Annotated in this window: 18 protein-coding genes; 15 read left to right on the top strand and 3 right to left on the bottom strand. The window is 75.0% G+C overall.

Translation table 11 applies throughout. The features are described from left to right. Position 1: 1 nt before the first annotated feature. The 14 genes from CHC04_RS05715 (at position 2) to CHC04_RS05650 (ending at position 16,612) form a co-directional block, all read left to right on the top strand. A complete protein-coding gene (locus CHC04_RS05715; RefSeq protein ID WP_245817010.1) occupies positions 2 to 2,035 on the top strand; it encodes a peptidoglycan D,D-transpeptidase FtsI family protein in 2,034 nt (677 codons plus the stop codon). A gap of 127 nt (positions 2,036 to 2,162) precedes the next feature. Next, the gene (locus CHC04_RS05710) at positions 2,163 to 3,728 is read left to right on the top strand and encodes a UDP-N-acetylmuramoyl-L-alanyl-D-glutamate--2,6-diaminopimelate ligase (RefSeq protein WP_089402927.1); all 1,566 of its coding nucleotides are present in this window, start codon (positions 2,163 to 2,165) and stop codon (positions 3,726 to 3,728) included. Next, positions 3,725 to 5,143, top strand: a complete 1,419-nt coding sequence (locus tag CHC04_RS05705; RefSeq protein ID WP_089402926.1) for a UDP-N-acetylmuramoyl-tripeptide--D-alanyl-D-alanine ligase — start codon at positions 3,725 to 3,727, stop codon at positions 5,141 to 5,143. Before CHC04_RS05710 ends, CHC04_RS05705 begins: the two co-directional genes overlap by 4 nt. Next, positions 5,140 to 6,219 (top strand): phospho-N-acetylmuramoyl-pentapeptide-transferase, encoded by a 1,080-nt coding sequence (gene mraY, locus CHC04_RS05700; RefSeq protein ID WP_089402925.1) that lies wholly within the window; start codon positions 5,140 to 5,142, stop codon positions 6,217 to 6,219. Before CHC04_RS05705 ends, mraY begins: the two co-directional genes overlap by 4 nt. 188 nt (positions 6,220 to 6,407) lie before the next feature. Further along, complete coding sequence (gene ftsW, locus CHC04_RS05695) at positions 6,408 to 7,865, top strand: putative lipid II flippase FtsW (protein WP_089402924.1); 1,458 nt, start codon at positions 6,408 to 6,410, stop codon at positions 7,863 to 7,865. Continuing rightward, entirely contained in the window at positions 7,862 to 8,989 is a 1,128-nt protein-coding gene (gene murG / locus CHC04_RS05690; protein ID WP_245817009.1) for an undecaprenyldiphospho-muramoylpentapeptide beta-N-acetylglucosaminyltransferase, read from the top strand. The genes ftsW and murG overlap by 4 nt, the downstream gene beginning before the upstream one ends. Beyond that, the gene (gene murC, locus CHC04_RS05685; protein ID WP_089402923.1) at positions 8,979 to 10,418 is read left to right on the top strand and encodes a UDP-N-acetylmuramate--L-alanine ligase; all 1,440 of its coding nucleotides are present in this window, start codon (positions 8,979 to 8,981) and stop codon (positions 10,416 to 10,418) included. The genes murG and murC overlap by 11 nt, the downstream gene beginning before the upstream one ends. Beyond that, on the top strand, positions 10,415 to 11,209 hold the full coding sequence (locus tag CHC04_RS05680; RefSeq protein ID WP_089402922.1) for a cell division protein FtsQ/DivIB: 795 nt from the start codon (positions 10,415 to 10,417) through the stop codon (positions 11,207 to 11,209). Before murC ends, CHC04_RS05680 begins: the two co-directional genes overlap by 4 nt. A gap of 424 nt (positions 11,210 to 11,633) precedes the next feature. Next, positions 11,634 to 12,911 (top strand): cell division protein FtsZ, encoded by a 1,278-nt coding sequence (gene ftsZ, locus CHC04_RS05675; RefSeq protein ID WP_089402921.1) that lies wholly within the window; start codon positions 11,634 to 11,636, stop codon positions 12,909 to 12,911. Between the two features lie 60 nt (positions 12,912 to 12,971). Then, on the top strand, positions 12,972 to 13,703 hold the full coding sequence (gene pgeF, locus CHC04_RS05670) for a peptidoglycan editing factor PgeF (RefSeq protein ID WP_217897191.1): 732 nt from the start codon (positions 12,972 to 12,974) through the stop codon (positions 13,701 to 13,703). A gap of 61 nt (positions 13,704 to 13,764) precedes the next feature. Beyond that, entirely contained in the window at positions 13,765 to 14,511 is a 747-nt protein-coding gene (locus CHC04_RS05665) for a YggS family pyridoxal phosphate-dependent enzyme (RefSeq protein ID WP_089402920.1), read from the top strand. Further along, entirely contained in the window at positions 14,511 to 15,467 is a 957-nt protein-coding gene (locus CHC04_RS25180) for a cell division protein SepF (protein WP_089402919.1), read from the top strand. The genes CHC04_RS05665 and CHC04_RS25180 overlap by 1 nt, the downstream gene beginning before the upstream one ends. Before the next feature lie 63 nt (positions 15,468 to 15,530). Continuing rightward, the gene (locus CHC04_RS05655; RefSeq protein ID WP_089402918.1) at positions 15,531 to 15,827 is read left to right on the top strand and encodes a YggT family protein; all 297 of its coding nucleotides are present in this window, start codon (positions 15,531 to 15,533) and stop codon (positions 15,825 to 15,827) included. Positions 15,828 to 15,895: 68 nt separating this feature from the next. Next, positions 15,896 to 16,612 carry a DivIVA domain-containing protein gene (locus tag CHC04_RS05650; protein ID WP_089402917.1) on the top strand — a complete coding sequence of 239 codons (717 nt, stop codon included), beginning with the start codon at positions 15,896 to 15,898 and terminating at the stop codon, positions 16,610 to 16,612. A 140-nt stretch (positions 16,613 to 16,752) separates the two neighbouring features. On the opposite strand, the gene CHC04_RS05645 is transcribed toward CHC04_RS05650, so the two are convergent. The 3 genes from CHC04_RS05645 to CHC04_RS05635 all read right to left on the bottom strand — a co-directional run bounded on the left by CHC04_RS05645 (position 16,753) and on the right by CHC04_RS05635 (position 20,183). Beyond that, entirely contained in the window at positions 16,753 to 17,676 is a 924-nt protein-coding gene (locus CHC04_RS05645) for a carbohydrate ABC transporter permease (RefSeq protein WP_089402916.1), read from the bottom strand. After that, positions 17,673 to 18,662, bottom strand: coding sequence for a carbohydrate ABC transporter permease (locus CHC04_RS05640; RefSeq protein WP_217897190.1), 990 nt, complete (start codon positions 18,660 to 18,662; stop codon positions 17,673 to 17,675). The genes CHC04_RS05645 and CHC04_RS05640 overlap by 4 nt, the downstream gene beginning before the upstream one ends. Positions 18,663 to 18,806: 144 nt before the next feature. Beyond that, positions 18,807 to 20,183, bottom strand: coding sequence for an ABC transporter substrate-binding protein (locus CHC04_RS05635; protein WP_089402915.1), 1,377 nt, complete (start codon positions 20,181 to 20,183; stop codon positions 18,807 to 18,809). Between the two features lie 319 nt (positions 20,184 to 20,502). Here CHC04_RS05635 and CHC04_RS05630 point away from each other — a divergent pair, with 319 nt between their 5' ends. Then, the gene (locus CHC04_RS05630; RefSeq protein ID WP_089402914.1) at positions 20,503 to 21,624 is read left to right on the top strand and encodes an ABC transporter ATP-binding protein; all 1,122 of its coding nucleotides are present in this window, start codon (positions 20,503 to 20,505) and stop codon (positions 21,622 to 21,624) included. The last annotated feature ends 24 nt before the right edge of the window (positions 21,625 to 21,648 follow it).

Genomic DNA, 21,648 nt, shown 5'->3' with positions numbered 1-21,648 from the left:
CGTGGCGCCCCGCGACCTGTCCCGCGAGACCGCCCGCCCCGGCGACCCCGGGCGGCGCGCCTCCGAGCGCCACAGCCCCGAGCGCCGCAGCCCCGAGCGCCGGACCCCCGAGCGCCGCAGCCCCGAACGCCGCAGCCCCGAACGCCGGACCCCCGAGCGCCGAGGTGTCGAGCGCCGCAGCCCCGAACGCCGTGGTGCCGCCCCTCGGGGCGGGGGAGCGACCCGCGCCGGCGCGTTCGTCCCGCGGCGCGCGCAGGGACGCCGGCACAGCGGCCGGCCGCTGAGCGCCGCCCCTGCGCGCCTGTGGTGGGGGCTGGTGCTCGTCGTCGTCCCGCTGCTGGTGGTCACCGGACGGCTGGTGCTGCTGCAGGGCGTCGACAGCGCCGACCTCGCCTACCGCGCCGAGCAGGACCGGCTCGCCGACGTCCCCCTCGCCGCGCTGCGCGGCGCCGTCGTCGACCGGGACGGCAACCCCCTCGCCTACACCGTCGACGCCTCGCGGGTCACCGCCGACCCCTCCCTCGTCGAGGACCCCGAGCGCGCCGCGCTGGCGCTGACCGCGCTGATCGACGTCCCGGTCGACGAGCTCACCGAGCAGCTCTCCTCCGACGGGCGCTACGTCAGCCTCGCCCGGCAGGTTCCGCCGGAGACCGTGGAGGCCATCGAGGAGCTCGGCCTGCCCGGGGTGTACTTCGAGGACGACCCGGTGCGGCTCTACCCGGCCGGCGCCGTCGGCGGGCAGGTGGTCGGCTGGACCGGCCGCGACGGCACCGGCCTCGGCGGGGTCGAGCTGCGCTTCGAGGACACCCTCGCCGGCACCGACGGCCGCCGCCGGGTCGAGGTCGGCAGCGGCGGCAACCCGATCCCGGCGGGCATCGACGAGTCGACGCCGGCCACCGACGGCAGCACCGTCGAGCTCACCCTCGACCAGGACGTGCAGTACGTCGTGGAGCAGCGGCTCGCCGCGGCCTGCGCCGACGGCGCGACCACCCGTGCCTCGGCCGTCGTGCTCGACGTGCACACCGGCGAGGTCGTCGCCATGGGCTCCTGCCCCGGCTACGACCCCGCGCAGGCCGGCCGCACCGACCCCGAGCTGCTCGGCAACCCCGTCGTCAGCGACGTCTTCGAGCCCGGCTCGGTCATGAAGGCGGTGACCATGGCCGCCGCGCTCGAGGAGGGCGTGACCACCCCCGACACCGTGCTCACCGTCGACGGCCACATCCGGGCCGGCGACACGGTGGTCACCGACGCCCACGACCACGAGCCGATCGACTGGACGGTGACCGGCATCCTCGCCAAGTCCAGCAACGTCGGCACGATCATGCTGGCCCGCGAGGTCGGGGACGCGAAGCTGGAGCAGTACCTGCGCGCGTTCGGCGTCGGCGCGAAGACCGGGGTGGAGCTGCCCGGCGAGAGCGCCGGGATCCTGCAGGGCGCCGACGAGTGGGAGGACAGCCGCGCGGCCAACATCGCGATCGGGCAGGGCGTGTCGGTGACGACCCTGCAGATGGCCTCGGTCTACCAGGCCATCGCCAACGACGGCGTCCGCATCGCCCCCCGCGTGGTCTCCTCGGTCACCGCCCCCGACGGGACGACGACCACGCCGGACGCGCCCGAGCCGACCCGCGTCGTCAGCGAGGACACCGCCGCCGACCTCGCGCACATGCTGGAGGCCGTCGTCGGCCCCGGCGGCACCGCGCCGCTCGCGCAGGTCGACGGCTACCGGGTCGCCGGCAAGACCGGCACCGCCCAGCGCGCCAACCCCGAGTGCAACTGCTACGACGGCGGCGGCTACGTGACGACGTTCGTCGGGTTCGCCCCCGCCGACGACCCGCAGTACGTCGTCGCCGTCGACCTCGAGCGGCCCACCAGCTCCGCGGAGGGCGGGCAGGTCGCCGCGCCGGTGTTCGCCGACGTCATGCGGTACGTGCTCACCTCCGCCGGCGTGGTGCCCTCCGGCACGCCGCGCCCGGACTTCGCGTTCACCCGCGAGGACCAGGCGGCGGCCGCCGCCGGCCCGCCCGCCGGCGACTGAGCCGGGCACTTCCGCGGAAGTGCCCGGTCGTCCGGCGAGCACTTCCGCGGACGTGCACGGGGTCGGACACCGCCGAGCGGCCGCGGGTGCGCGGGCCGCGGTCGGTGCGCCGGTAGATTGGCCCGACGTGAGCCCGACCGGACCCGGGTCGGCGCCCCGGCCCGCGGGGAACCGCCCGCTCGCCCTCAGCGCGCTGGCCGACCTCGTCGGCGACCCCGTGCAGGGCGACCCCGCCACCGCGGTCCGCGGCGTCACCCTCGCCTCCACCGAGGTGGCCCCCGGCGACCTCTACGCCGCCCTGCCCGGGGCCCGCACCCACGGCGCCCGCTACGCCGCCGACGCCGCCGCGCGCGGTGCGGTCGCCGTCCTCACCGACCCCGCCGGCCGGGAGCAGGCCGCCGCCACCGGCCTGCCGGTGTGCGTCGTCGACGACCCCCGCGCCCGCCTCGGCGCCGTCGCCGCCCGCGTCTACGGCGAGCCCGCCCGCCGGCTGCCGGTCATCGGCATCACCGGCACCAACGGCAAGACGACGACGAGCTACCTGGTCGAGGCGGGGCTGGCCGCCGCGGGCCGCGGCACCGGGCTGATCGGCACCGTGCAGTCGCGCACCCGCGGCCGCGACGGCGCGGAGACGACCTTCCCCAGCGTCCGCACCACGCCCGAGGCGCCGGTGCTGCACGCGCTGCTGGCCACCATGGCCGAGTCCGGCGTCGACGCCGTCGTCATGGAGGTCTCCAGCCACGCGCTGGTGCAGGGCCGGGTCGGCGGGGTGCCCTTCGCCGCGGCCGGCTTCACCAACCTCAGCCAGGACCACCTCGACTTCCACGGCGACCTGGAGAGCTACTTCCGGGCCAAGGCGCTGCTCTTCGACGGCCGCGCGGCCACCGAGGTGGTCGTGGTCGACGACGACGCCGGCCGCCGCCTGGCCGGGATGCTGGGGGAGCGGGCGGTCACCGTCTCCGCCGACGGCGCCCCCGCCACCTGGACCGCCACCGGCGTCGCGACCGCGCCCGACGGCGGCTCCACCTTCACCCTCACCGGCCCCGGCGGCAGCTGGCCGGGCAGCGTGCGGCTGCCCGGGCGGTTCAACGTCACCAACGCCGTCCTCGCCGTCGCCCTGCTCGACGCCGTGGGTGTCCCGGTGCCGCAGGCGCTCGCCGGCGTGGCGGCCACCGTCGTCCCCGGCCGCATGGAGCCGGTCGACGCCGGCCAGCCGTTCACCGCCGTCGTCGACTACGCCCACACCCCCGACGCCGTGGCCACCGCGCTCGCCGCGCTGCGCGCCGCCACCCGGGGCAGGCTGATCACCGTGCTCGGCTGTGGCGGCGACCGCGACCAGGGCAAGCGCCCGGCGATGGGCGCGGCGGCGGCGCTGGGCAGCGACCTGGTCGTGGTCACCGACGACAACCCGCGCTCGGAGGACCCCGCCGCCATCCGCGCCGCCGTGCTGGCCGGGGTGCCGGCGGGACGCCGCGCCGCCGTCGAGGAGGTCGGCGACCGCCGGGCGGCCATCGCCCGCGCCGTCGCGCTGGCCCGCCCCGGCGACACGGTGCTGGTCGCCGGCAAGGGACACGAGTCGGGACAGGAGGTCTCCGGCACCGTGACGCCGTTCGACGACCGCGCCGTGCTGCGCGAGGTGCTCGCCGCCCTGCAGCCGGGGGCGTCGGCCCCCGCCGGGGCGGCCTCCCGGTGATCGCCCTCTCCCTGGCCGAGGTCGCGCAGGCCGTCGGCGCGGCCGTGCCGCCCGGCGCCGGTGACCTCGCCGTCACCGGCGTGACGCTGGACTCCCGCGGCGTCTCGGCCGGCGACCTGTTCGTCGCCGTCGCCGGCGAGCGGGTCGACGGGCACGACTTCCTCGACGCCGCCGCGGCCGCCGGCGCCGTCGCCGCGCTGACCACCCGCCCCGGCGGCCCGCTGCCGGCCCTCGTCGTCGACGACACCGTGGTCGCGCTCGGCCGGCTGGCCGCGCTGGTGCACACCCGGCTCGCCGCCGGCGGCCTGCTGACCGTCGGCATCACCGGCTCCTCGGGCAAGACCTCCACCAAGGACCTGCTCGGCCAGGTGCTGGCCGCCGCCGGTCCCACCGTCAGCCCGCCCGGCTCCTACAACAACGACATCGGCATGCCGCTCACCGTGCTCTCGGCCGGCGAGGACACCCGGTACCTGGTCCTGGAGATGGGCGCCCGCGGGATCGGCCACATCGCGCGGCTGTGCACGCTGGCCCGTCCCGACGTCGGGGTGGTGCTCAACGTCGGCTCGGCCCACCTCGGCGAGTTCGGGTCGGCCGACGCCATCGCGGTGGCCAAGGGCGAGCTGGTCGAGGCGCTGCCGGAGGCCGGCACCGCCGTCCTCAACGCCGACGACGCCCGCGTGCTCGGGATGGCGCCGCGCACCCGCGCCCGGGTGGTCACCACCGGGCGCACCGCCGACGCCGACGTCCGCGCCACCGACGTCGTCCTCGACGACACCGCCCGCGCCCGGTTCACCCTCGTCGCCGGCGGCGAGCGGCACCCCGTGGCGCTGCAGGTGGTCGGTGAGCACCAGGTGGCCAACGCGCTGTCGGCCGCGGCCGCCGCGCTCGCCGCCGGGATGACACCGGCCGCCGTCGCCGGCGCGCTGTCGCAGGCCCAGCCGCGCAGCCGCTGGCGCATGGAGGTCACCCGCCGCGCCGACGGCGTGACCGTGGTCAACGACGCCTACAACGCCAACCCCGAGTCCATGCGCGCGGCGCTGGCCGCCCTCGCCGGGCTGCCGGCGGGCCGGCGGGTCGCCGTCCTCGGCGGGATGGCCGAGCTCGGCGCCGACGCCGTCGCCGAGCACGAGCGGCTCGGCCGCGACGCGGTCGCCGCGGGCGTCGACCTGCTCGTCGCCGTCGGACCCGATGCGGTAGGGATGGTGAGGGGTGCCACGGCCGCCGGTGCCCGCGAGGCGGAGGGCAGCAGCACCGACGCCGCGACGCGCGCCGTGTCCGTGCCCGACCGGGCGGCCGCCCTCGACCTGCTCTCGGAGGTGCTCGTGCCCGGTGACGTCGTGCTGGTGAAGGCCAGCCGGTCGAACGGGCTGGAGGTCCTGGCCGAGGGCCTGCTGAGCGCCGGGGCAGGCGCGTGAAGTCCGTCCTCATCGCCGCGGCGTTCGGGCTGTTCATCTCCATCCTGGCCACGCCGCTGGCCGTGCGCGCCTTCCGGCGGCGCGGCTTCGGCCAGGAGATCCGCGACGACGGCCCCGAGTCGCACCTGTCGAAGAAGGGCACGCCCACCATGGGCGGCACCGTCATCGTCGGGGCCACGGTCGGCGGCTACCTGATCGCCCACCTCTTCCTCATCGGCCAGCCCGGACGCGGTGTCACCGCCACCGGCCTGCTGCTGCTGTTCCTCATGGTGGGCCTGGGCACCGTCGGCTTCCTCGACGACTACCTCAAGATCCGTCACCGGCGCAGCCTCGGGCTGAACAAGACCGCCAAGCTCGTCGGGCAGCTCGTCGTCGGGCTCACCTTCGCCGTCCTGGCGCTGAACTTCCCCGACGAGGCCGGGGTGACGCCGGCGTCGGAGTTCGTCTCCTACGTCCGCGACATCGAGCCGCTGTTCGTCAGCGCCATCGGCTTCGTGGTCCTGGCCTACCTGTTCATCGCCGGGTTCTCCAACGCGGTCAACCTCACCGACGGCCTCGACGGGCTGGCGGCCGGGTGCTCGGCGATGGTGTTCGGCGCCTACGTCGTCATGAGCTTCTGGCAGTTCACCCACGACTGCGCCACCGCCGCGGTCGACGGCTGCTACCAGGTGCGGGACCCGCTCGACGTCACGCTGGTGGCCGCCGCGGCGCTGGGCGCCTGCCTGGGCTTCCTGTGGTGGAACACCAGCCCGGCGCGGATCTTCATGGGCGACACCGGCTCGCTGGCCCTGGGCGGGCTGCTCGCCGGGATGGCCATCGTCACCCGCACCGAGCTGCTGCTCATCGTCCTCGGCGGCCTGTTCGTCGCGGTGACGCTGTCGGTGGTCATCCAGGTCGCCTTCTTCCGCGCGACCCGCCGGCGGGTGTTCCGGATGGCCCCGCTGCACCACCACTTCGAGCTCGCCGGGTGGGCGGAGAACACCGTCATCGTGCGGTTCTGGCTGGTCACCGGGATGGCCGTGGCCTTCGGGCTGGGGCTGTTCTACGCCGACTGGCTGTCCCTCACGGGCCTGTGACGAAGGACCACCCTCCCCCCCACGCCTCGCAGGCTCGGCGCGGGCCCCTGGAGGGCGGCCGTTCCAGCACCTCACCTGCTCGCCGCGGGTCCCTGCGAGGGGGCCGTTCCAGCACCTCACCGCGCCGACGAACGCGACACGCGGGAGCCCTGCCGGGACCGCACGCCCGGCTCGGCGACGATGGCCGGATGGACGGCCGCAGCGAGTCCACCCGCGCCCGGCGCACGCCCCGCCGGACGTCCACAGCGGCGCCCCTGCGACGGCGGCTGCGCGGCCCGGCCTGGCTCGAGGGGCCGATGACCAGCTGCCACCTGGTCATCGGCGCGGCCGGACTGCTGCTGGCCATCGGGCTGGTCATGGTGTTCTCCGCCTCGGCCATCGAGGCCGCCCTCGACGACCAGCCCGCCTGGCGCCCGGGCGTCGACCAGCTCGTCTTCGCCGTCCTCGGTCTCGTCGCGCTCGGCGTCGCGGTGCGGCTGCCCGCCGGGCTGGTCCGCCGCTGGTCACCGGTCGCGCTGGTCGTCGTCACCGTGCTGCTGGTCGCGGTGCTCGTCCCGGGCATCGGGGTCGAGTACAACGGCTCGCGGGCCTGGATCAGCCTCGGGTTCACCGACTTCCAGCCCTCGGAGCTGTCCAAGCTCGTCGTCGCCCTGTGGGGCGCGCACGTGCTCGCCCTGCGCGGCCGCCACCTGACGGTCCGGACGCTGCTGGTGCCCCTGCTGCCGGTCTTCGTCCTGATGAGCGGCCTGCTCATGCTCGAGCCGGACTTCGGCGCGGTGGTCAGCCTGCTGCTCGTCGTCGCCGGGCTGCTGTGGGCCGGTGGCCTGCCGGGGCGGCTGTGGGGGATCGGCACCGCGAGCGTCGCCACGCTGGTCTGGCTCATGGTCGGCACCTCGGAGTACCGCCTGGAGCGGGTCACCTCGTTCCTGCACCCCTTCGACGACCCGACCGACACCGGCTTCCAGGCCGTCCGCGGGTTCTACGCGCTGGCCAACGGCGGGCTGTGGGGGGTGGGCCTGGGCAACAGCGCCATGAAGTGGAACCTGCTGCCCGAGGCCGAGTCGGACTACATCTTCGCGATCATCGGCGAGGAGCTCGGCTTCCTCGGCTGCCTGGTCGTCGTCACGCTCTACGCGGTGCTGGCCTACGCCGGCTTCCGCATCGCCCGCCGGACCGCCGACCGCTTCGTGTCGCTGGCCAGCGTGGCGATCACCGTCTGGCTGGTCGGCCAGGCGGCCATGAACATGGGCTACGTGGTGGGCGTCCTCCCGGTCACCGGGGTCACCCTGCCGCTGGTCTCCGCCGGTGGCACCTCGCTGGTGCTCACCCTGTTCATCGTGGGGATCCTCATCCGCTTCGCCCGATCCGAGCCCGCGGCCATCGAGTACGCCCGCAGCCGCGACCGCGGCCGGCCGGCCCGCTGGCTGCTGCCGGTGCCCGAGCTCGCCGTCGACCCGGTCCGCCAGCGCCGGCCGCGGCCCGAGCCCGACCCGGCCCGCCCGGCCCCGCGCCGGCCGGTCGGCGCCCACCCCCTGCGGCGGCCCGCCGAGGACCGCGGCACCGCCCGCCGCGTGCCGCCGCCGGCCGCCCGCCGTCCCGACCGCGACCGGCGGGGTCTCGCCGACCGCCCGGGACGGTCCCGGTGACCGGCCCGGCCGCCCGCCCGGGCGGCCGTCCGGTGAGCGTCGTCCTCGCCGGCGGCGGCACCGGCGGCCACATCGAGCCGATGCTGGCGCTGGCCGACGCGCTGCGGCGTCGCGACCCCGCGCCGCGGATCACCTGCCTGGGCACCGAGCGGGGCATGGAGACCCGGCTGGTCCCCGCCCGCGGGTACGACCTGCGGCTGATCCCGCCGGTCCCGCTGCCGCGCCGGCCCACCCCCGACCTGCTGCGCGTACCCGGCCGGGTGCGCCGCGCGGTCGCCGAGACCCATGCCCTGCTCACCGAGCTCGCCGCCGACGTCGTCGTCGGGTTCGGCGGGTACGTCGCGCTGCCGGCCTACCTGGCCGCGAAGCGGGCCGGCGTGCCGGTGGTCGTGCACGAGCAGAACGCGCTGCCGGGTCTGGCCAACCGGGTCGGCGCCCGGGTGGCCGCCCGGGTCGCGGTCACCGTGCCCGGGACGCCGCTGCACCGCGGCGAGCACGTCGGCATGCCGCTGCGCTCGGCGATCACCACCCTCGACCGCGCCGCCACCCGGCCCGCGGCCCGCGCGCAGTTCGGTCTGGACGCCGACCGCCCGACGCTGCTGGTCTTCGGCGGGTCGCAGGGCGCGGCCTCGCTCAACCGCGCCGCGGTCGCCGCGGCCGACGCGCTCACCGCCGCGGGGGTGCAGGTGCTGCACGCCCGCGGGCCCAAGAACACCGACGTCACGGTGCCCCCGCGGCCGGCCGGGTCGGCGCCCTACGTCGTCGTCGACTACCTGGAGCGGATGGACCTCGCCTACGCCGCCGCGGACCTCGCGCTGTGCCGCTCGGGGGCGGTCACCGTCGCGGAGCTGTCCGCCGTCGGGCTGGCGGCGGCGTTCGTGCCGCTGCCCATCGGCAACGGCGAGCAGCGCCGCAACGCGCTGCCGGTCGTCGAGGCCGGCGGCGGGCTGCTCGTCGACGACGCCGACCTCTCACCCGCCTGGATCGAGGCCACCCTGGTGCCGCTGCTCACCGACCCCGCGGCGCTGGCCGGGTACGCCGCCCACGCCGCCGCGGCCGGGGTGCCCGACGCCGACGAGCGGCTGGCCGACATCGTGCTGGAGGTGGCCACCGGTGACGGCTGACGCGACCGCGGCCTGGACCGGCCCGGTGCCCTCCCTGGCCGACCTCGGCGCCGTGCACTTCATCGGCATCGGCGGCGCCGGCATGAGCGGCATCGCGCGGATCCTGCTCGCCCGCGGGGTGCGCGTCTCCGGCAGCGACCGCCGCGAGACCCCGACCCTGCTGGCGCTGCGGGCCCTCGGTGCCCGGGTCGAGACCGGCCACGACGCCGCCCACCTCGGCGACGCCGACTCCGTCGTCGTCTCCTCTGCCATCCGCGAGGACAACCCGGAGCTGGCCGCCGCCCGGGCGCGCGGGCTGACCGTGCTGCCCCGCGCCGTCGCGCTGGCCGCGGTGATGTCCGGCCGGCGCAGCGTCGCCGTCGCCGGCACGCACGGCAAGACCTCGACCACCTCGATGCTCACCGTCGCGGTGCAGGCCTGCGGCGTCGACGCCTCCTTCGCCATCGGCGGCACCCTCAACGAGTCGGGCAGCAACGCGCACGCGGGGCAGGGCGACGTCTTCGTCGCCGAGGCCGACGAGAGCGACCGGTCCTTCCTGCTGCTCGCGCCGTACGGGGCCGTCGTCACCAACGTCGAGGCCGACCACCTGGACAACTACGGCGACCTCGCCGCCGTCGAGGCCGCCTTCGACCGCTTCCTGGGCACCGTCCACCCCGACGGCTTCGTCGTCGTCTGCGCCGACGACCCCGGCTCGGCCCGGCTGCGGGACGTGCCCACCCCGGCTCGCCTGCGCACCTACGGCACCGCCGAGGACGCCGACCTGCGGATCGTCGACCTCGACGTCGGCGCCGACGCCACCGCCTGGACCGCCGTGCTCGACGGCGCCGTGCTCGGCCGCGTGCGCATCCGGGTCCCGGGGGAGCACATGGCCCGTAACAGCGCCGCGGCGCTGCTGGCCGGCCTGGAGCTGGGGCTGCCCGCCGAGGGGCTGGTCGCCGGGCTCGAGCGCTTCGGCGGGGTGCACCGCCGCTTCGAGCTCAAGGGCACCGCCGCCGGCGTGCGGGTCTACGACGACTACGCCCACCACCCGACCGAGGTCACCGCGCAGCTGCGGGCCGCGCGCGCGGTGGCGGGGGAGGGCCGCGTGGTGGTGGCCTTCCAGCCGCACCTGTACAGCCGGACCCGCGAGTTCGCGGCGGCCTTCGGCGAGGCGCTGGGGCTGGCCGACGAGGTCGTGGTCATGGACGTCTACGGCGCCCGCGAGGACCCGGTGCCCGGTGTCACCGGCGCGATGGTCGCCGACGCCGTCCCGCTGCCGCCCGAGCGGGTGCACTTCGAGCCCTCCTGGTCGGCGGCCGCCCCGGCCCTGGCCGCCCGGGCGCGGCCCGGCGACCTGGTCATCACCATGGGCGCCGGCAACGTCTCCATGGTCGGCCCGGAGGTGCTGGCCGCGCTGGCCGGCCCGGGCGGCGGGGACGCCGTCCGGTGAGCCGCGCCGGCCTCACCACCGCCGACCGCGAGCGCGGGACGCCGGTCGAGGTCGCCCGGCCGGCCCGCCGGCGGCGCCGGGACACCCCGCGCGACCGGCGCCGGCGCCGACTGGTCGGCGCCGCCGCGGCCCTGCTCGTCCTGGCGCTGGCCTGGTGGGCGCTGTGGGCCAGCCCGCTGCTGGCGGTGCGCGGGGTCCGCGTCGACGGGGCCACCACGCTGACCGCCGAGCAGGTGCGCACCGCCGCCGGGGTGGCCGAGGGGACGCCGCTGCTGCGGGTCGACGTCGAGGCCGCCGAGGCGCGGGTCGCCCGGCTGCCGCAGGTCGCCTCGGTGCAGGTCGCCCGCGGCTGGCCGGGCAGCGTCGTGGTCACCGTGGCCGAGCGGCGGCCGGTCGCCGTCGTCGAGGACGGCGGCACCCGCTCTCTGGTCGACGCCTCCGGCGTGCTCTTCGACACCGTCACCGGCGAGGCGCCGGCCGGGGTGGTGCCGCTCGACGTCGCCGACCCCGGTCCCGACGACGCCGCCACCCGGGCCGGGCTCGACGCGCTGGGCGCGCTGCCCGCCGCGGTCCGGCAGCAGGTCGCCCGGGCGTCGGCCCCCTCCACCGACGACGTGACGCTCACGCTCACCGACGGCACCACCGTCGTGTGGGGCGGCACCGGCGACGACGCCGACGACGACCGCCGCGCCGCCGCGCTGGTGGCCCTGCTGGACCGGCTCGCCTCCGGCGCCCTCGAGCCGGCCGCGACCATCGACGTCAGCGCGCCGGACGCCGTCGTCCTCCGGTGACGGAGGACCGTCCTGCCCCCCACCCCTCGCTCCGCTCGAGGCGGGACCCTGCAGGAAGGCCGTTCCATCCCGTTGCCGTGCGTGCGTGCCCGCGTGCGGACCGCTGATCGACCGGCGCGCCGCCGACACGCCCGCTGCGGCGACACGCCCGACACGACATCGGGACCGAATCCGGCCACGGGTGCCGGTGCTCACGGTCTCGACCCCGGCATGAGGGATCGCCGACCGCGGGTCGTCACGATCGGTGGTGCAGATGTGACCAGCGGGTCGCCGGAGATCCGTGAGAAGCGGGGGTCGCGACACGCCGGTCCGAGGAGGGTGCTTGATGGTGCCGACAGGGCCCACCTAACTTCGTCCGCGTCGACCCAGTTGACATAACGCTAAGTCTCCACTTGAGGATGAGGGTCGAGGTCGGGAGCCCCACATGACACCTCCGCACAACTACCTCGCGGTCATCAAGGTCGTCGGCATCGGCGGCGGCGGCGTGAACGCGGTGAACCGGATGATCGAGGTCGGTCTGAAGGGGGTGGAGTTCATCGCCATCAACACCGACGCCCAGGCGCTGTTGATGAGCGACGCCGACGTCAAGCTCGACGTCGGCCGGGAGCTCACCCGCGGCCTCGGTGCCGGCGCGCAGCCCGACGTCGGCCGCCAGGCGGCCGAGGACCACCGCGAGGAGATCGAGGAGGTGCTCAAGGGCGCCGACATGGTCTTCGTGACCGCCGGCGAGGGTGGTGGCACCGGCACCGGCGGCGCGCCGGTGGTGGCCTCGATCGCCCGCAAGCTCGGCGCGCTCACCATCGGCGTGGTCACCCGCCCGTTCTCCTTCGAGGGCAAGCGGCGCGCCGTGCAGGCCGAGTCGGGGATCGAGGAGCTGCGCAACGAGTGCGACACGCTCATCGTCATCCCCAACGACCGGCTGCTGCAGCTCGGTGACCGCAACGTCAGCGTGATGGACGCCTTCCGCACCGCCGACCAGGTGCTGCTCTCCGGTGTCCAGGGCATCACCGACCTGATCACCACCCCCGGCCTGATCAACCTCGACTTCGCCGACGTCAAGTCGGTCATGTCCGGCGCCGGCTCGGCCCTCATGGGCATCGGCAGCGCCCGCGGGGACAACCGCGCGCTGCTCGCCGCCGAGCAGGCGATCGCCAGCCCGCTGCTGGAGGCCTCCATGGAGGGCGCCCACGGCGTCCTGCTGTCGATCTCCGGCGGCTCGGACCTGGGCCTGTTCGAGATCAACGAGGCCGCCTCGCTGGTGTCCGACGCGGCCCACGCCGACGCCAACATCATCTTCGGTGCGGTCATCGACGACGCCCTCGGCGACGAGGTCCGCGTGACCGTCATCGCCGCCGGCTTCGACGGCGGGCGCCCGTCCTCGCGCAAGGACGGCGCGGTCGCGGCCGTCCCGTCCGCCGGGCCCACGACCGCCCCCGGGCGGCTGCCGTCGCCGCCGGTCGCCCCGGCGCCGTCGGCCGGCCTGCCGCGGGCCACGGGGGAGCGGCTGGTCGGGTCGGTCCCGCCGGCCCCCGTCTCCCCGGCGCCGGCCCCGGTGTCCCGCGCGACCCCGCCCGGCGGCGGCATCACCGTCCCGCCGCTGCCGCCGGTCCACGGTGCCGCGTCCGGGGCCGCCGGCCGCCGGCCGCTGGGCAACGAGGACTTCGAGGAGGAGCTCGACATCCCGGACTTCCTCCGCCAGTAGAAGGACCCCCGTGCCCCCCACCGCTCGCACGCTCGCGGCGGGCCCCTGCACGGGGGCCGCGTGAGCGAGATCCCGGCCGCCCGGCCGGCGGTGCGCCCTCGACGGGTGGTCACCGACCGGCGGGGCGGCCGCTCGCGTCCGCCCTACGACGCGTTCAACCTCGGGGTCCACGTCGGGGACGACCCCGTCGACGTCGCGGCCAACCGCGAGCGCCTCGCCCGCGAGCTCGGCGTGCCCGGGGAGCGGCTGGTGTGGATGGACCAGGTCCACGGCACCGCCGTCGCCGTCGTCGACGGGCCGGTCGAGGCGCCGCTGCCGGCCACCGACGCGCTGGTCACCCGCACGCCCGGCGTGGTGCTGTGCGTGCTCGTCGCCGACTGCGTCCCGGTGCTGCTGGCCGACCCGGTCGCCGGGGTGGTCGCCGCCGTCCACGCCGGCCGCGAGGGCGTCCGGCAGGGCGTGGTCCCCGCGACGCTGGCCGCCATGGCCCGGCTCGGCAGCCGCCCGGCCGACACCACCGCGCTGCTCGGCCCGGCCGTCTGCGGCCCCTGCTACGAGGTGCCGCGCGCGATGCAGGCCGAGGTGGCCCGCGTCGCCCCGGCGGCCGCCGTCCGGACCCGGCGGGGCACCCCGGGGCTGGACCTGCGCGCCGGCCTCGACGAGCTGCTGACCCGCGCCGGCCTGGCCCAGGTGGTCCACGACCCGCGCTGCACCGTCGAGGACCGGCGGCTGTTCAGCCACCGCCGCGACGGCGTCACCGGACGCCAGGCCGGCGTCACCTGGCTGTCCTGACGGCGGACCCCCGCGTGCACGTCCGCGGAGGTGCACGGGTCCGATCCGGGAGGATCGGCGCATGACCTCCCCGGCCGACCGCCTGGCCGCCGTCCGCCGGCGCATCGCCGACGCCGCCCGCGCCGCCGGCCGCGATCCCTCCTCGGTGGCGCTGCTGGCCATCAGCAAGACCTTCCCGGCCGACGACGTCCGCGCCCTGGCGGCCCTGGGCCAGACGGCGTTCGGCGAGAACCGCGCCCAGGAGCTCACCGCCAAGGCCGCCGAGCTCGCCGACCTGCCGCTGCAGTGGCACTTCGTCGGCCAGCTGCAGCGCAACAAGGCCGCCGCGGTGGCCCGCACCGGCGCCGTCGTCCACTCCGTCGACCGGTTGCCGCTGGCCCGGGCGCTGGCGCGGGTGGGGGAGGAGACCGGCCGGCCGGTCGAGGTGTTCGTGCAGGTCGACCTCGGCGGGGCCGCCGGCGAGACCGCCGAGCGCGGCGGCGCGGCACCCGACGACGTCCCGGCGCTGGCCGACGCCGTCGCCGGGCTGCCCGGGCTGCGGCTGCGCGGGCTGATGGCCGTCGCCCCGCGCGACGAGGAGCCCGGCCCGGCCTTCGCCCGCCTGGCCGCGCTCGCGGAGCGGGTGCGGGCCGACCACCCCGCCGCCGCCGAGCTGTCGGCCGGCATGAGCGGCGACCTCGAGGAGGCCGTCGCGGCGGGCGCCACGCTGGTGCGTGTCGGAACCGCGCTCTTCGGCTCCCGGCCCCTAACCTCGCCCCGAGTCACACGAGTCACAGGGGTCCCACCCGGGTCCCCGGAGGAGGTCTGATGGCCGGGGCCATGCGGAAGATGGGCATCTACCTCGGACTCGTCGAGGACGACGACGCCCGCGCCTACGGGCGCTACGACGCCCGGCAGGCCGACCACCACGACCGGTACGACGACGACGGCCGCTACGACGAGCGCTACGACGACGGGCGCTACGACGAGCGCCGTGCCGGCCGCTACGAGGGCCGCTTCGACGACCGCCCCGACGACCGCTACGCCTCCGAGGGGCGCGGCGGGTCCGGCTACGGCGGCTACGACTCGCTGACCGGCGACCCCGGCTACGACGAGCGCTACGACCGCCGCTACGACGACGAGCGCGCCGAGCCGCGGGGTCCCGAGCCGCGCGGCCTCGACCCGCGCGGCCTCGACCCGCGCGGCCTCGACCCGCGCGACGCCGAGCTCGCCGACCCGGAGCCGGCCCTGCCCCGCCGCGGCGCGACCCGGCTGGGCCTGGCCACCCCGCTGGCGTCCTCGGGACCGGTGCCGGCACCGGGGTCCTCCGGTGAGTCCCGCGTGTCGGCGTCGGCCGGCACCCCGTCCCCGCGGCTGGGCACCGTCGGTGCCGGCGGGGGCGGCGGCACCGGCGCGGCGGCGGTCGGCGCCGCCGGCTCCGCCGCGGCCGCCGGGCTGGCCGCCCGCGAGCCGGTCGCGGCCGCGGAGCCGGCTCCGGCGCCGCAGCCCTACCGGATCACCACGCTGAGCCCCAAGACCTACAACGAGGCGCGGGCCATCGGCGAGGCCTTCCGCGAGGGCAGCCCGGTCATCATGAACCTCACCGACCTCGACCACGCCGACGCGCGCAGGCTCGTGGACTTCGCAGCGGGACTGATCTTCGGCCTGCGCGGTAGCATCGAGCCCGTCACGGCCAAGGTGTTCCTGCTCAGCCCCAGGGACGTCGACGTGACGGCCGAGGACAAGGCCCGGATCCGCGAGGGCGGGTTCTTCGCCGAGTCCTGAGGTCGTCGGCCGGGGCGCTGGCAGACACACGGCACCGCGCGTGCCCCGGGACGAGCGAGGACAGTGGCTCTCTTCTGGCAGATCGTCTCGTCGATCCTGCTCGTCTTCCTGATCCTGCTGTTCGCGCGCTTCGTCGTGGACTGGGTGATGGTCCTGGCGCGCAGCTGGCGCCCGTCGGGCTTCGTGGCCGCGGGTCTCGAGGTCGTCTACGCGACCACCGACCCGCCGCTCAAGGCGATCCGGAAGGTGATCCCACCGCTGAACCTGGGGTCCATCCGCCTGGACCTCGCCTTCATGGTGTTATTGATCGCCGTGTACATCCTGCGGAACATCACGACCGGTCTCGCCCTCACCGCGTGACCACCTCTCACGCGGCCCGCGCGTGATCGACCGTCCCCGTCCCCGCCGTCCGACCCGAGGTGAGCCCCTTGCCACTCACGCCAGCCGACGTGCACAACGTCGTCTTCAAGAAGCCGCCGATCGGTAAGCGTGGCTACGACGAGGACGAGGTGGACGCGTTCCTCGACGTGGTGGAGGCCGAGCTCGCCCGGCTGATCGAGGAGAACAACGAGCTGCGCTCGGGGTCGAGCACCGGCCGGGTCGCCGCCCAGGCCGCCGCGCCCGAGCCGCCGCCGGCGCCCGCGCCGCCGCCGCAGCCCGTGGCGCGCGAGGACGACACCGCGCGTGCCTCCCGGATGCTGGCGCTCGCCTCCGAGACGGCCGACCGCTACGTCAACGAGGCCAAGGCGCAGGCCGACCAGATGGTCTCCAGCGCCAAGGCCACCAGCGACCGGCTGCTGTCCGACGCCCGGTCCAAGAGCGAGCAGATGGTCAACGACGCCCGCGCCCGCGCGGAGTCGATGGTCAACGACGCCCGCACCCGCGCCGACACGATGGAGCGCGAGGCCCGGGCCAAGGCCGCGGCCCTCGACCAGGACGCCGAGCGCCGGCACCGCGAGGTCATGGGCGGCCTGGAGGAGAAGCGCGCCAACCTCGAGCGCAAGATCGAGGAGCTGCGCACCTTCGAGCGCGAGTACCGCACGCGGTTCCGCTCCTACCTCGAGTCGCACCTGCGCGACCTCGACAGCCGCGGCTCGGCCGAGCCGTCGTCGGCCAGCCGGCAGACGCAGCACGCGCCCGCCTGAGGAAGGACCACCCCCCGCGCCTCGCGAGCTCGGCACGGGCCCCTGGAGGGCGGCCGTTCCAGCACCTCACCACACGAGAGAGGCCCCCGGACCAGGTCCGGGGGCCTCTCTCGTGTGTGCGCCCCGTACGGGGCCGGCCGTCAGCCCTTGACGCTGCCGGCCAGCAGCCCGCGGACGAAGTAGCGCTGCAGGCTCAGGAAGACGATGAGCGGCAGCACCATCGACACGAAGGCGCCCGCGGCCAGCAGGAACCAGTCCGACCCGCGCGTGCCGGCGAGCTCGGCCACCCGGACGGTGAGGGGGACGACGTCGGGGGCGCCGCCGGCGAAGGTGAGCGCGACCAGCAGGTCGTTCCACACCCACAGGAACTGGAAGACGCTGAACGCCGCGATCGCGGGCGTGAGCAGCGGCAGCAGCACCTGGAAGAAGATCTTCACGTGACCGGCGCCGTCCATGCGGGCGGCCTCCACCAGCGACGCCGGGATCTCCTTCATGAAGTTGTGCAGGAGGAAGATCGCCAGCGGCAGCGCGAAGATCGAGTGCGACAGCCAGATGGTCCAGAAGGACCCGGCCAGCCCCGTGTCGACGTACAGGCTCAGCAGCGGGATGAGCGTCACCTGGATCGGGACCACCTGCAGCGCGAACACCGCGACGAACAGGATGTTGCGGCCCGGGAACTTGATCCAGGCGAACGCGTACGCGGCCAGCAGTGCCAGCGAGATCGGGATGACCACCGCCGGCAGGGTGATGACCAGCGAGTTGACGAACAGCGCCGCGAAGTTCGTCCCGCCGCCGTAGAGCACCTCGTTGTAGTTGTCGAGGGTGAACTGCGGGTCGGTGAAGAACGACCACCAGCCCGAGCGGCGGATGTCGAGCTCGGGCCGGAAGGACGTGATGAGCAGACCGAGGGTCGGCACCGTCCAGAGCACCGCGATGACCAGCGCGATGATCGACGCGGCCGGGGAGCTGAGCTTGTTCTTGGCAGCCACCGCCCGGCGCTCGCTCCGGGTCAGCCGGCGCTCGTCCGGGGGGACGGGCGCCATGACCGGCGTGGTCGTGGTCATCGGATCTCCTCGGCGAGACGCAGCTGGCGGACGTTGTAGGCGATGATCGGGATGACCAGGACGAACAGCAGCACCGCGAGCGCCGCACCGAGACCGAAGTTGAACTGCCGGAAGGCCTGCGTGTAGAACTCGTTCGCCACCACGCTGGTGCCGAACTGGCCACCGGTCATGGTGCGGACGACGTCGAACACCTTCAGCGTGGTGATGGCGACCGTGGTGAGGACGACGACCAGCGCCGGGCGGATGCTCGGCACGGTCACGTAGCGGAACATCTGCACGCCGCCCACGCCGTCGAGGCGGGCGGCCTCCACGACGTCGTCGGGGATGGCCTTGATGGCCGCCGACAGCACGGTCATGGCGAACCCGGCCTGGATCCAGATCATGACGACGATCAGGTAGAAGGTGTTCGACGGCCAGTTCAGCAGGAACTGCTGCGGCTCCACGCCGATCAGCACCAGCAGCTGGTTGAGCAGGCCGATCTGGCGCACGCCCGGCTGGTCGGGGCGGTACTCGTAGACGAACTTCCAGATGACGCTGGCGCCGACCATCGAGATCGCCAGCGGGAGGAAGACCAGCGCCTTGGCCAGCTTCTCGAAGCGCGTGCGGTCGACGAGGTAGGCGTAGACGAGGCCGAGGCCGGTGGTCAGCAGCGGGACCAGGACCACCCACAGGAAGGTGTTGAGCAGGACCCGCTGGAAGTTGTCCTCGGAGAACACCGTGGCGTAGTTGTCCAGGCCGACGAACTCCGAGCCGTCCCGGTTGTAGAACGAGCCCCGGACGGTCTCGACGGCCGGGTAGACCAGGCCGACGCCCAGCAGGAGCAGCGTCGGGCCGACGAAGCCGGCCGCGACGACCCAGTTGGGGACCCGCTTGGGCCGGTCGACCGCGAACAGGATCAGACCCATCACGGCCGCGAACAGGAGGATGGCGAACACCATCAGGGCGAACTTGTGCCCCGTGGTGCTCGCGTCGAGGAACCACTGCACCGCTGACGACCTTCTCTCGGCAACGGAACGCCGGGGGGACCGCGGCGCCGCCGCAGGTGCGGTGGCGCCGCGCTCCCCCCGGCCTCCAGGGTGGTGGGACGGACGGTCCCGGTCAGCCGGGGCGGCTGACCGGGACCGCGGGGATCAGGACGTCGGCCAGGCGTTCTCGACGTCGGTGAGGACCTGCTGGGTCGGCTTGTCGTTCGCGATCCAGTTGGTCAGCTCGGTCCACAGCGCACCGGCGCCGACCTCACCCGGCATCAGGTCCGAACCGTCGAACCGGAAGACCGCGTTCGGGTCCTGGAACTGCTCGGCGGCCAGCTGGTCGATCGGCGAGGTCAGGTTCTCGACGTCGAGGCCGGTGTTGGCGCTGACCCAGCCGGGGCCGGAGACCTGGGCCTTGATGTTGGCCCACTCCGGGGAGGAGAGGTAGGTCTGGAACGCCTGGGTGGCCGGGTCGTCGTTGAAGGCCGCGGTGAACTCACCGCCGCCGAGGACCGGCGCCGTGTCGCCCTCGATGGGCGGCAGCGGGAAGGCGAAGATGTCGCCGTCCTCGGAGATGTCGGTGCCCTCCGGCCAGTTGGCCTGGTAGAAGGACGCCTGGCGGTGCATGAAGCAGCTGCCGTCGAGGATGGGCAGGCCCGCGTCGGTGAACTCGGTGGTCGCGATGGACTGCACCTCGCCCAGGCCGCCGTTGACGTAGTCGGGGTTCTTGAGGATGCCGCCGACCGTGTCGAGCGCCTCGGCGATCTGCGGGTCGTTGAACGGGATCTGGTGGCTGACCCACTGGTCGTAGACGTCGGGGCCGGCCGAGCGCAGGACGACGTCCTCGAGCCAGTCGGTGGCCGGCCAGCCGGTGGCGTCACCGGAGCCGATGCCCGCGCACCACGGCTTGGCGCCGGACTCGGCGATCTGGTCGGACAGGGCGATCATCTCGTCCCAGGTCTGCGGCACCTCGTAGCCGGCCTCCTCGAAGGCCGACGGCGAGTACCAGACGAAGGACTTGGCGTTGGCGCCGAGCGGGGCGGCGTAGAACTCGCCGTCGACCGAGCCGTAGTTCTTCCAGCTCTCGTCCCAGTACTCGTCGACGTTGGCCTCGGTCTGGGCCGGGGCCGGGACCACGGCGCCCTGCGCGACCAGGTTGGCCAGCAGACCCGGCTGCGGCACGAAGGCGATGTCGGGGGCGTTGCCGCTCTGGACGCGGACGACCAGCTGGGCCTCGAACTCGCGCGAGCCCTCGTACTGGACGTCGACGCCGGTGCACTCCTCGAAGGGCACGTAGGAGTCGATGTGCGGCTGGTCCTCGGGGTCGACGATCGAGGTGTAGACGCTGACCGTCTCGCCCTCCAGGTCGCCGAACTCCTCGTAGGGGGCGCAGTCGATGCTGAGCTCGGAGGCGTCGGTGGTCCCCCCCTCGCCGCCGCCGCTGGTCTCGCTGGCACCGCAGCCGGCGAGCACCAGCGCCACACCCAGGCCACCGGCCAGCGCCGTGGAGCGCCGGCCTCTCGCGCGCATCGTCATGTGTTCCCCTTCGGTTCTGCGGCGTCGTCGCCGCCCTGCGTCCTCGCACGCGGACCGACCGGCATCCCGTGCCGGTCGCCGTGTTCGCCCGGGGACGATAAGCGGCCGGGCGGTCGGTTTCGCGCAACAGTGTTGAAACCGTTATGCAACGGCACCACTCGCTCATCCGGACGGGTCGTTCCGGAATCGGTGCAGGTCGCAAGACGGTCCCCGTGCCCCGGACGGGTTGCCACGCCGGTGCCCCGTGGTCCCGACGGCGGCCGGCGTGTCACAGTGAGGTGATCTGCACCGGCGCAGAAGGGACGATCAGAGGAACCTCATGGCCGCCATCACCTACGACCACGCCACCTTGACCTATCCGGGGGCCTCCGCGCCGTCGGTCAGCGGGCTGGACCTCGACGTCGCCGACGGGGAGTTCCTGGTGCTGGTCGGCCCGTCGGGGAGTGGGAAGTCCACCGCGCTGCGGATGCTGGCCGGGTTGGAGGAGGTGACCGAGGGGTCGATCCGGATCGGCGACCGCGACGTCACCCACCTGCCGCCCAAGGAACGCGACATCGCGATGGTGTTCCAGAACTACGCCCTGTATCCGCACATGACGGTGGCGGACAACATGGGCTTCGCGTTGAAGATCGCCGGGATGAAGAAGGACCAGATCCGCTCCCGGGTGGAGGAGGCGGCCAAGGTGCTCGACCTCACTCCGTATCTGGACCGCAAGCCCAAGGCGCTGTCGGGTGGGCAGCGGCAGCGGGTGGCGATGGGCCGGGCGATCGTGCGCCAGCCGCAGGCGTTCTTGATGGACGAGCCGTTGAGCAACCTGGACGCCAAGCTGCGGGTGCAGACCCGCACGGAGATCGCGGCGTTGCAGCGGCGGCTGGGCATCACCACCGTCTACGTCACCCACGACCAGGTCGAGGCGATGACGATGGGCGATCGGGTGGCGGTGCTCAAGGACGGGCTGCTGCAGCAGGTCGACACCCCGCGCAACCTCTATGACAAGCCGGTCAACGAGTTCGTGGCCGGGTTCATCGGCTCGCCGGCGATGAACCTGGTGACCGTGGAGCTGGCCGAGGGGGGAGCGCGGCTGGGCGGGTCGACGGTGCCGCTGCCGCGTACCGCGGTGGCCGCGCTGGGCAGTGAGGGTGCGCGCACGGCGACGCTGGGGTTCCGCCCGGAGTCGGTGGAGCTGGTCGGCGCCGGGGAGGGGTTCCCGGTGGAGGTGGTGGTGGTCGAGGAGCTGGGCTCGGATGCCTACGCCTACGGCAACCTGCACGCCGCCGACGCCGGCGGGGCGGCCGGAGGTGAGGACAAGCTGTTGACCCTGCGGGTGGATGCGCGCAAGCCGCCGGCCAAGGGTGAGGTGGTGCACGTGGCGATCCGCCCGGGAGAGGCGCACGTGTTCTCCCCGGAGTCGGGGCTGCGGGTCTCCCAGGACGAGCGCTGACCCCCCGACACTGAGCACGGGTGA

Origin of the sequence: Geodermatophilus saharensis, assembly GCF_900188205.1 — a bacterium.
Taxonomy (GTDB): domain Bacteria; phylum Actinomycetota; class Actinomycetes; order Mycobacteriales; family Geodermatophilaceae; genus Geodermatophilus; species Geodermatophilus saharensis.
The sequence above is the reverse complement of the archived record's forward strand: the minus strand, read 5'-3'. Positions and strand labels throughout refer to the sequence as shown.

Bases quoted from the DNA above. Each gene is read 5' to 3' on its own strand.
- ftsW (WP_089402924.1), top strand. From the start codon at position 6,408: ATGGACGGCCGCAGCGAGTCCACCCGCGCCCGGCGCACGCCCCGCCGG.
- CHC04_RS05645 (WP_089402916.1), bottom strand. From the start codon at position 17,676: ATGACCACGACCACGCCGGTCATGGCGCCCGTCCCCCCGGACGAGCGC.
- CHC04_RS05635 (WP_089402915.1), bottom strand. From the start codon at position 20,183: ATGACGATGCGCGCGAGAGGCCGGCGCTCCACGGCGCTGGCCGGTGGC.
- CHC04_RS05665 (WP_089402920.1), top strand. From the start codon at position 13,765: ATGACCTCCCCGGCCGACCGCCTGGCCGCCGTCCGCCGGCGCATCGCC.
- ftsZ (WP_089402921.1), top strand. From the start codon at position 11,634: ATGACACCTCCGCACAACTACCTCGCGGTCATCAAGGTCGTCGGCATC.
- CHC04_RS05630 (WP_089402914.1), top strand. From the start codon at position 20,503: ATGGCCGCCATCACCTACGACCACGCCACCTTGACCTATCCGGGGGCC.
- CHC04_RS25180 (WP_089402919.1), top strand. From the start codon at position 14,511: ATGGCCGGGGCCATGCGGAAGATGGGCATCTACCTCGGACTCGTCGAG.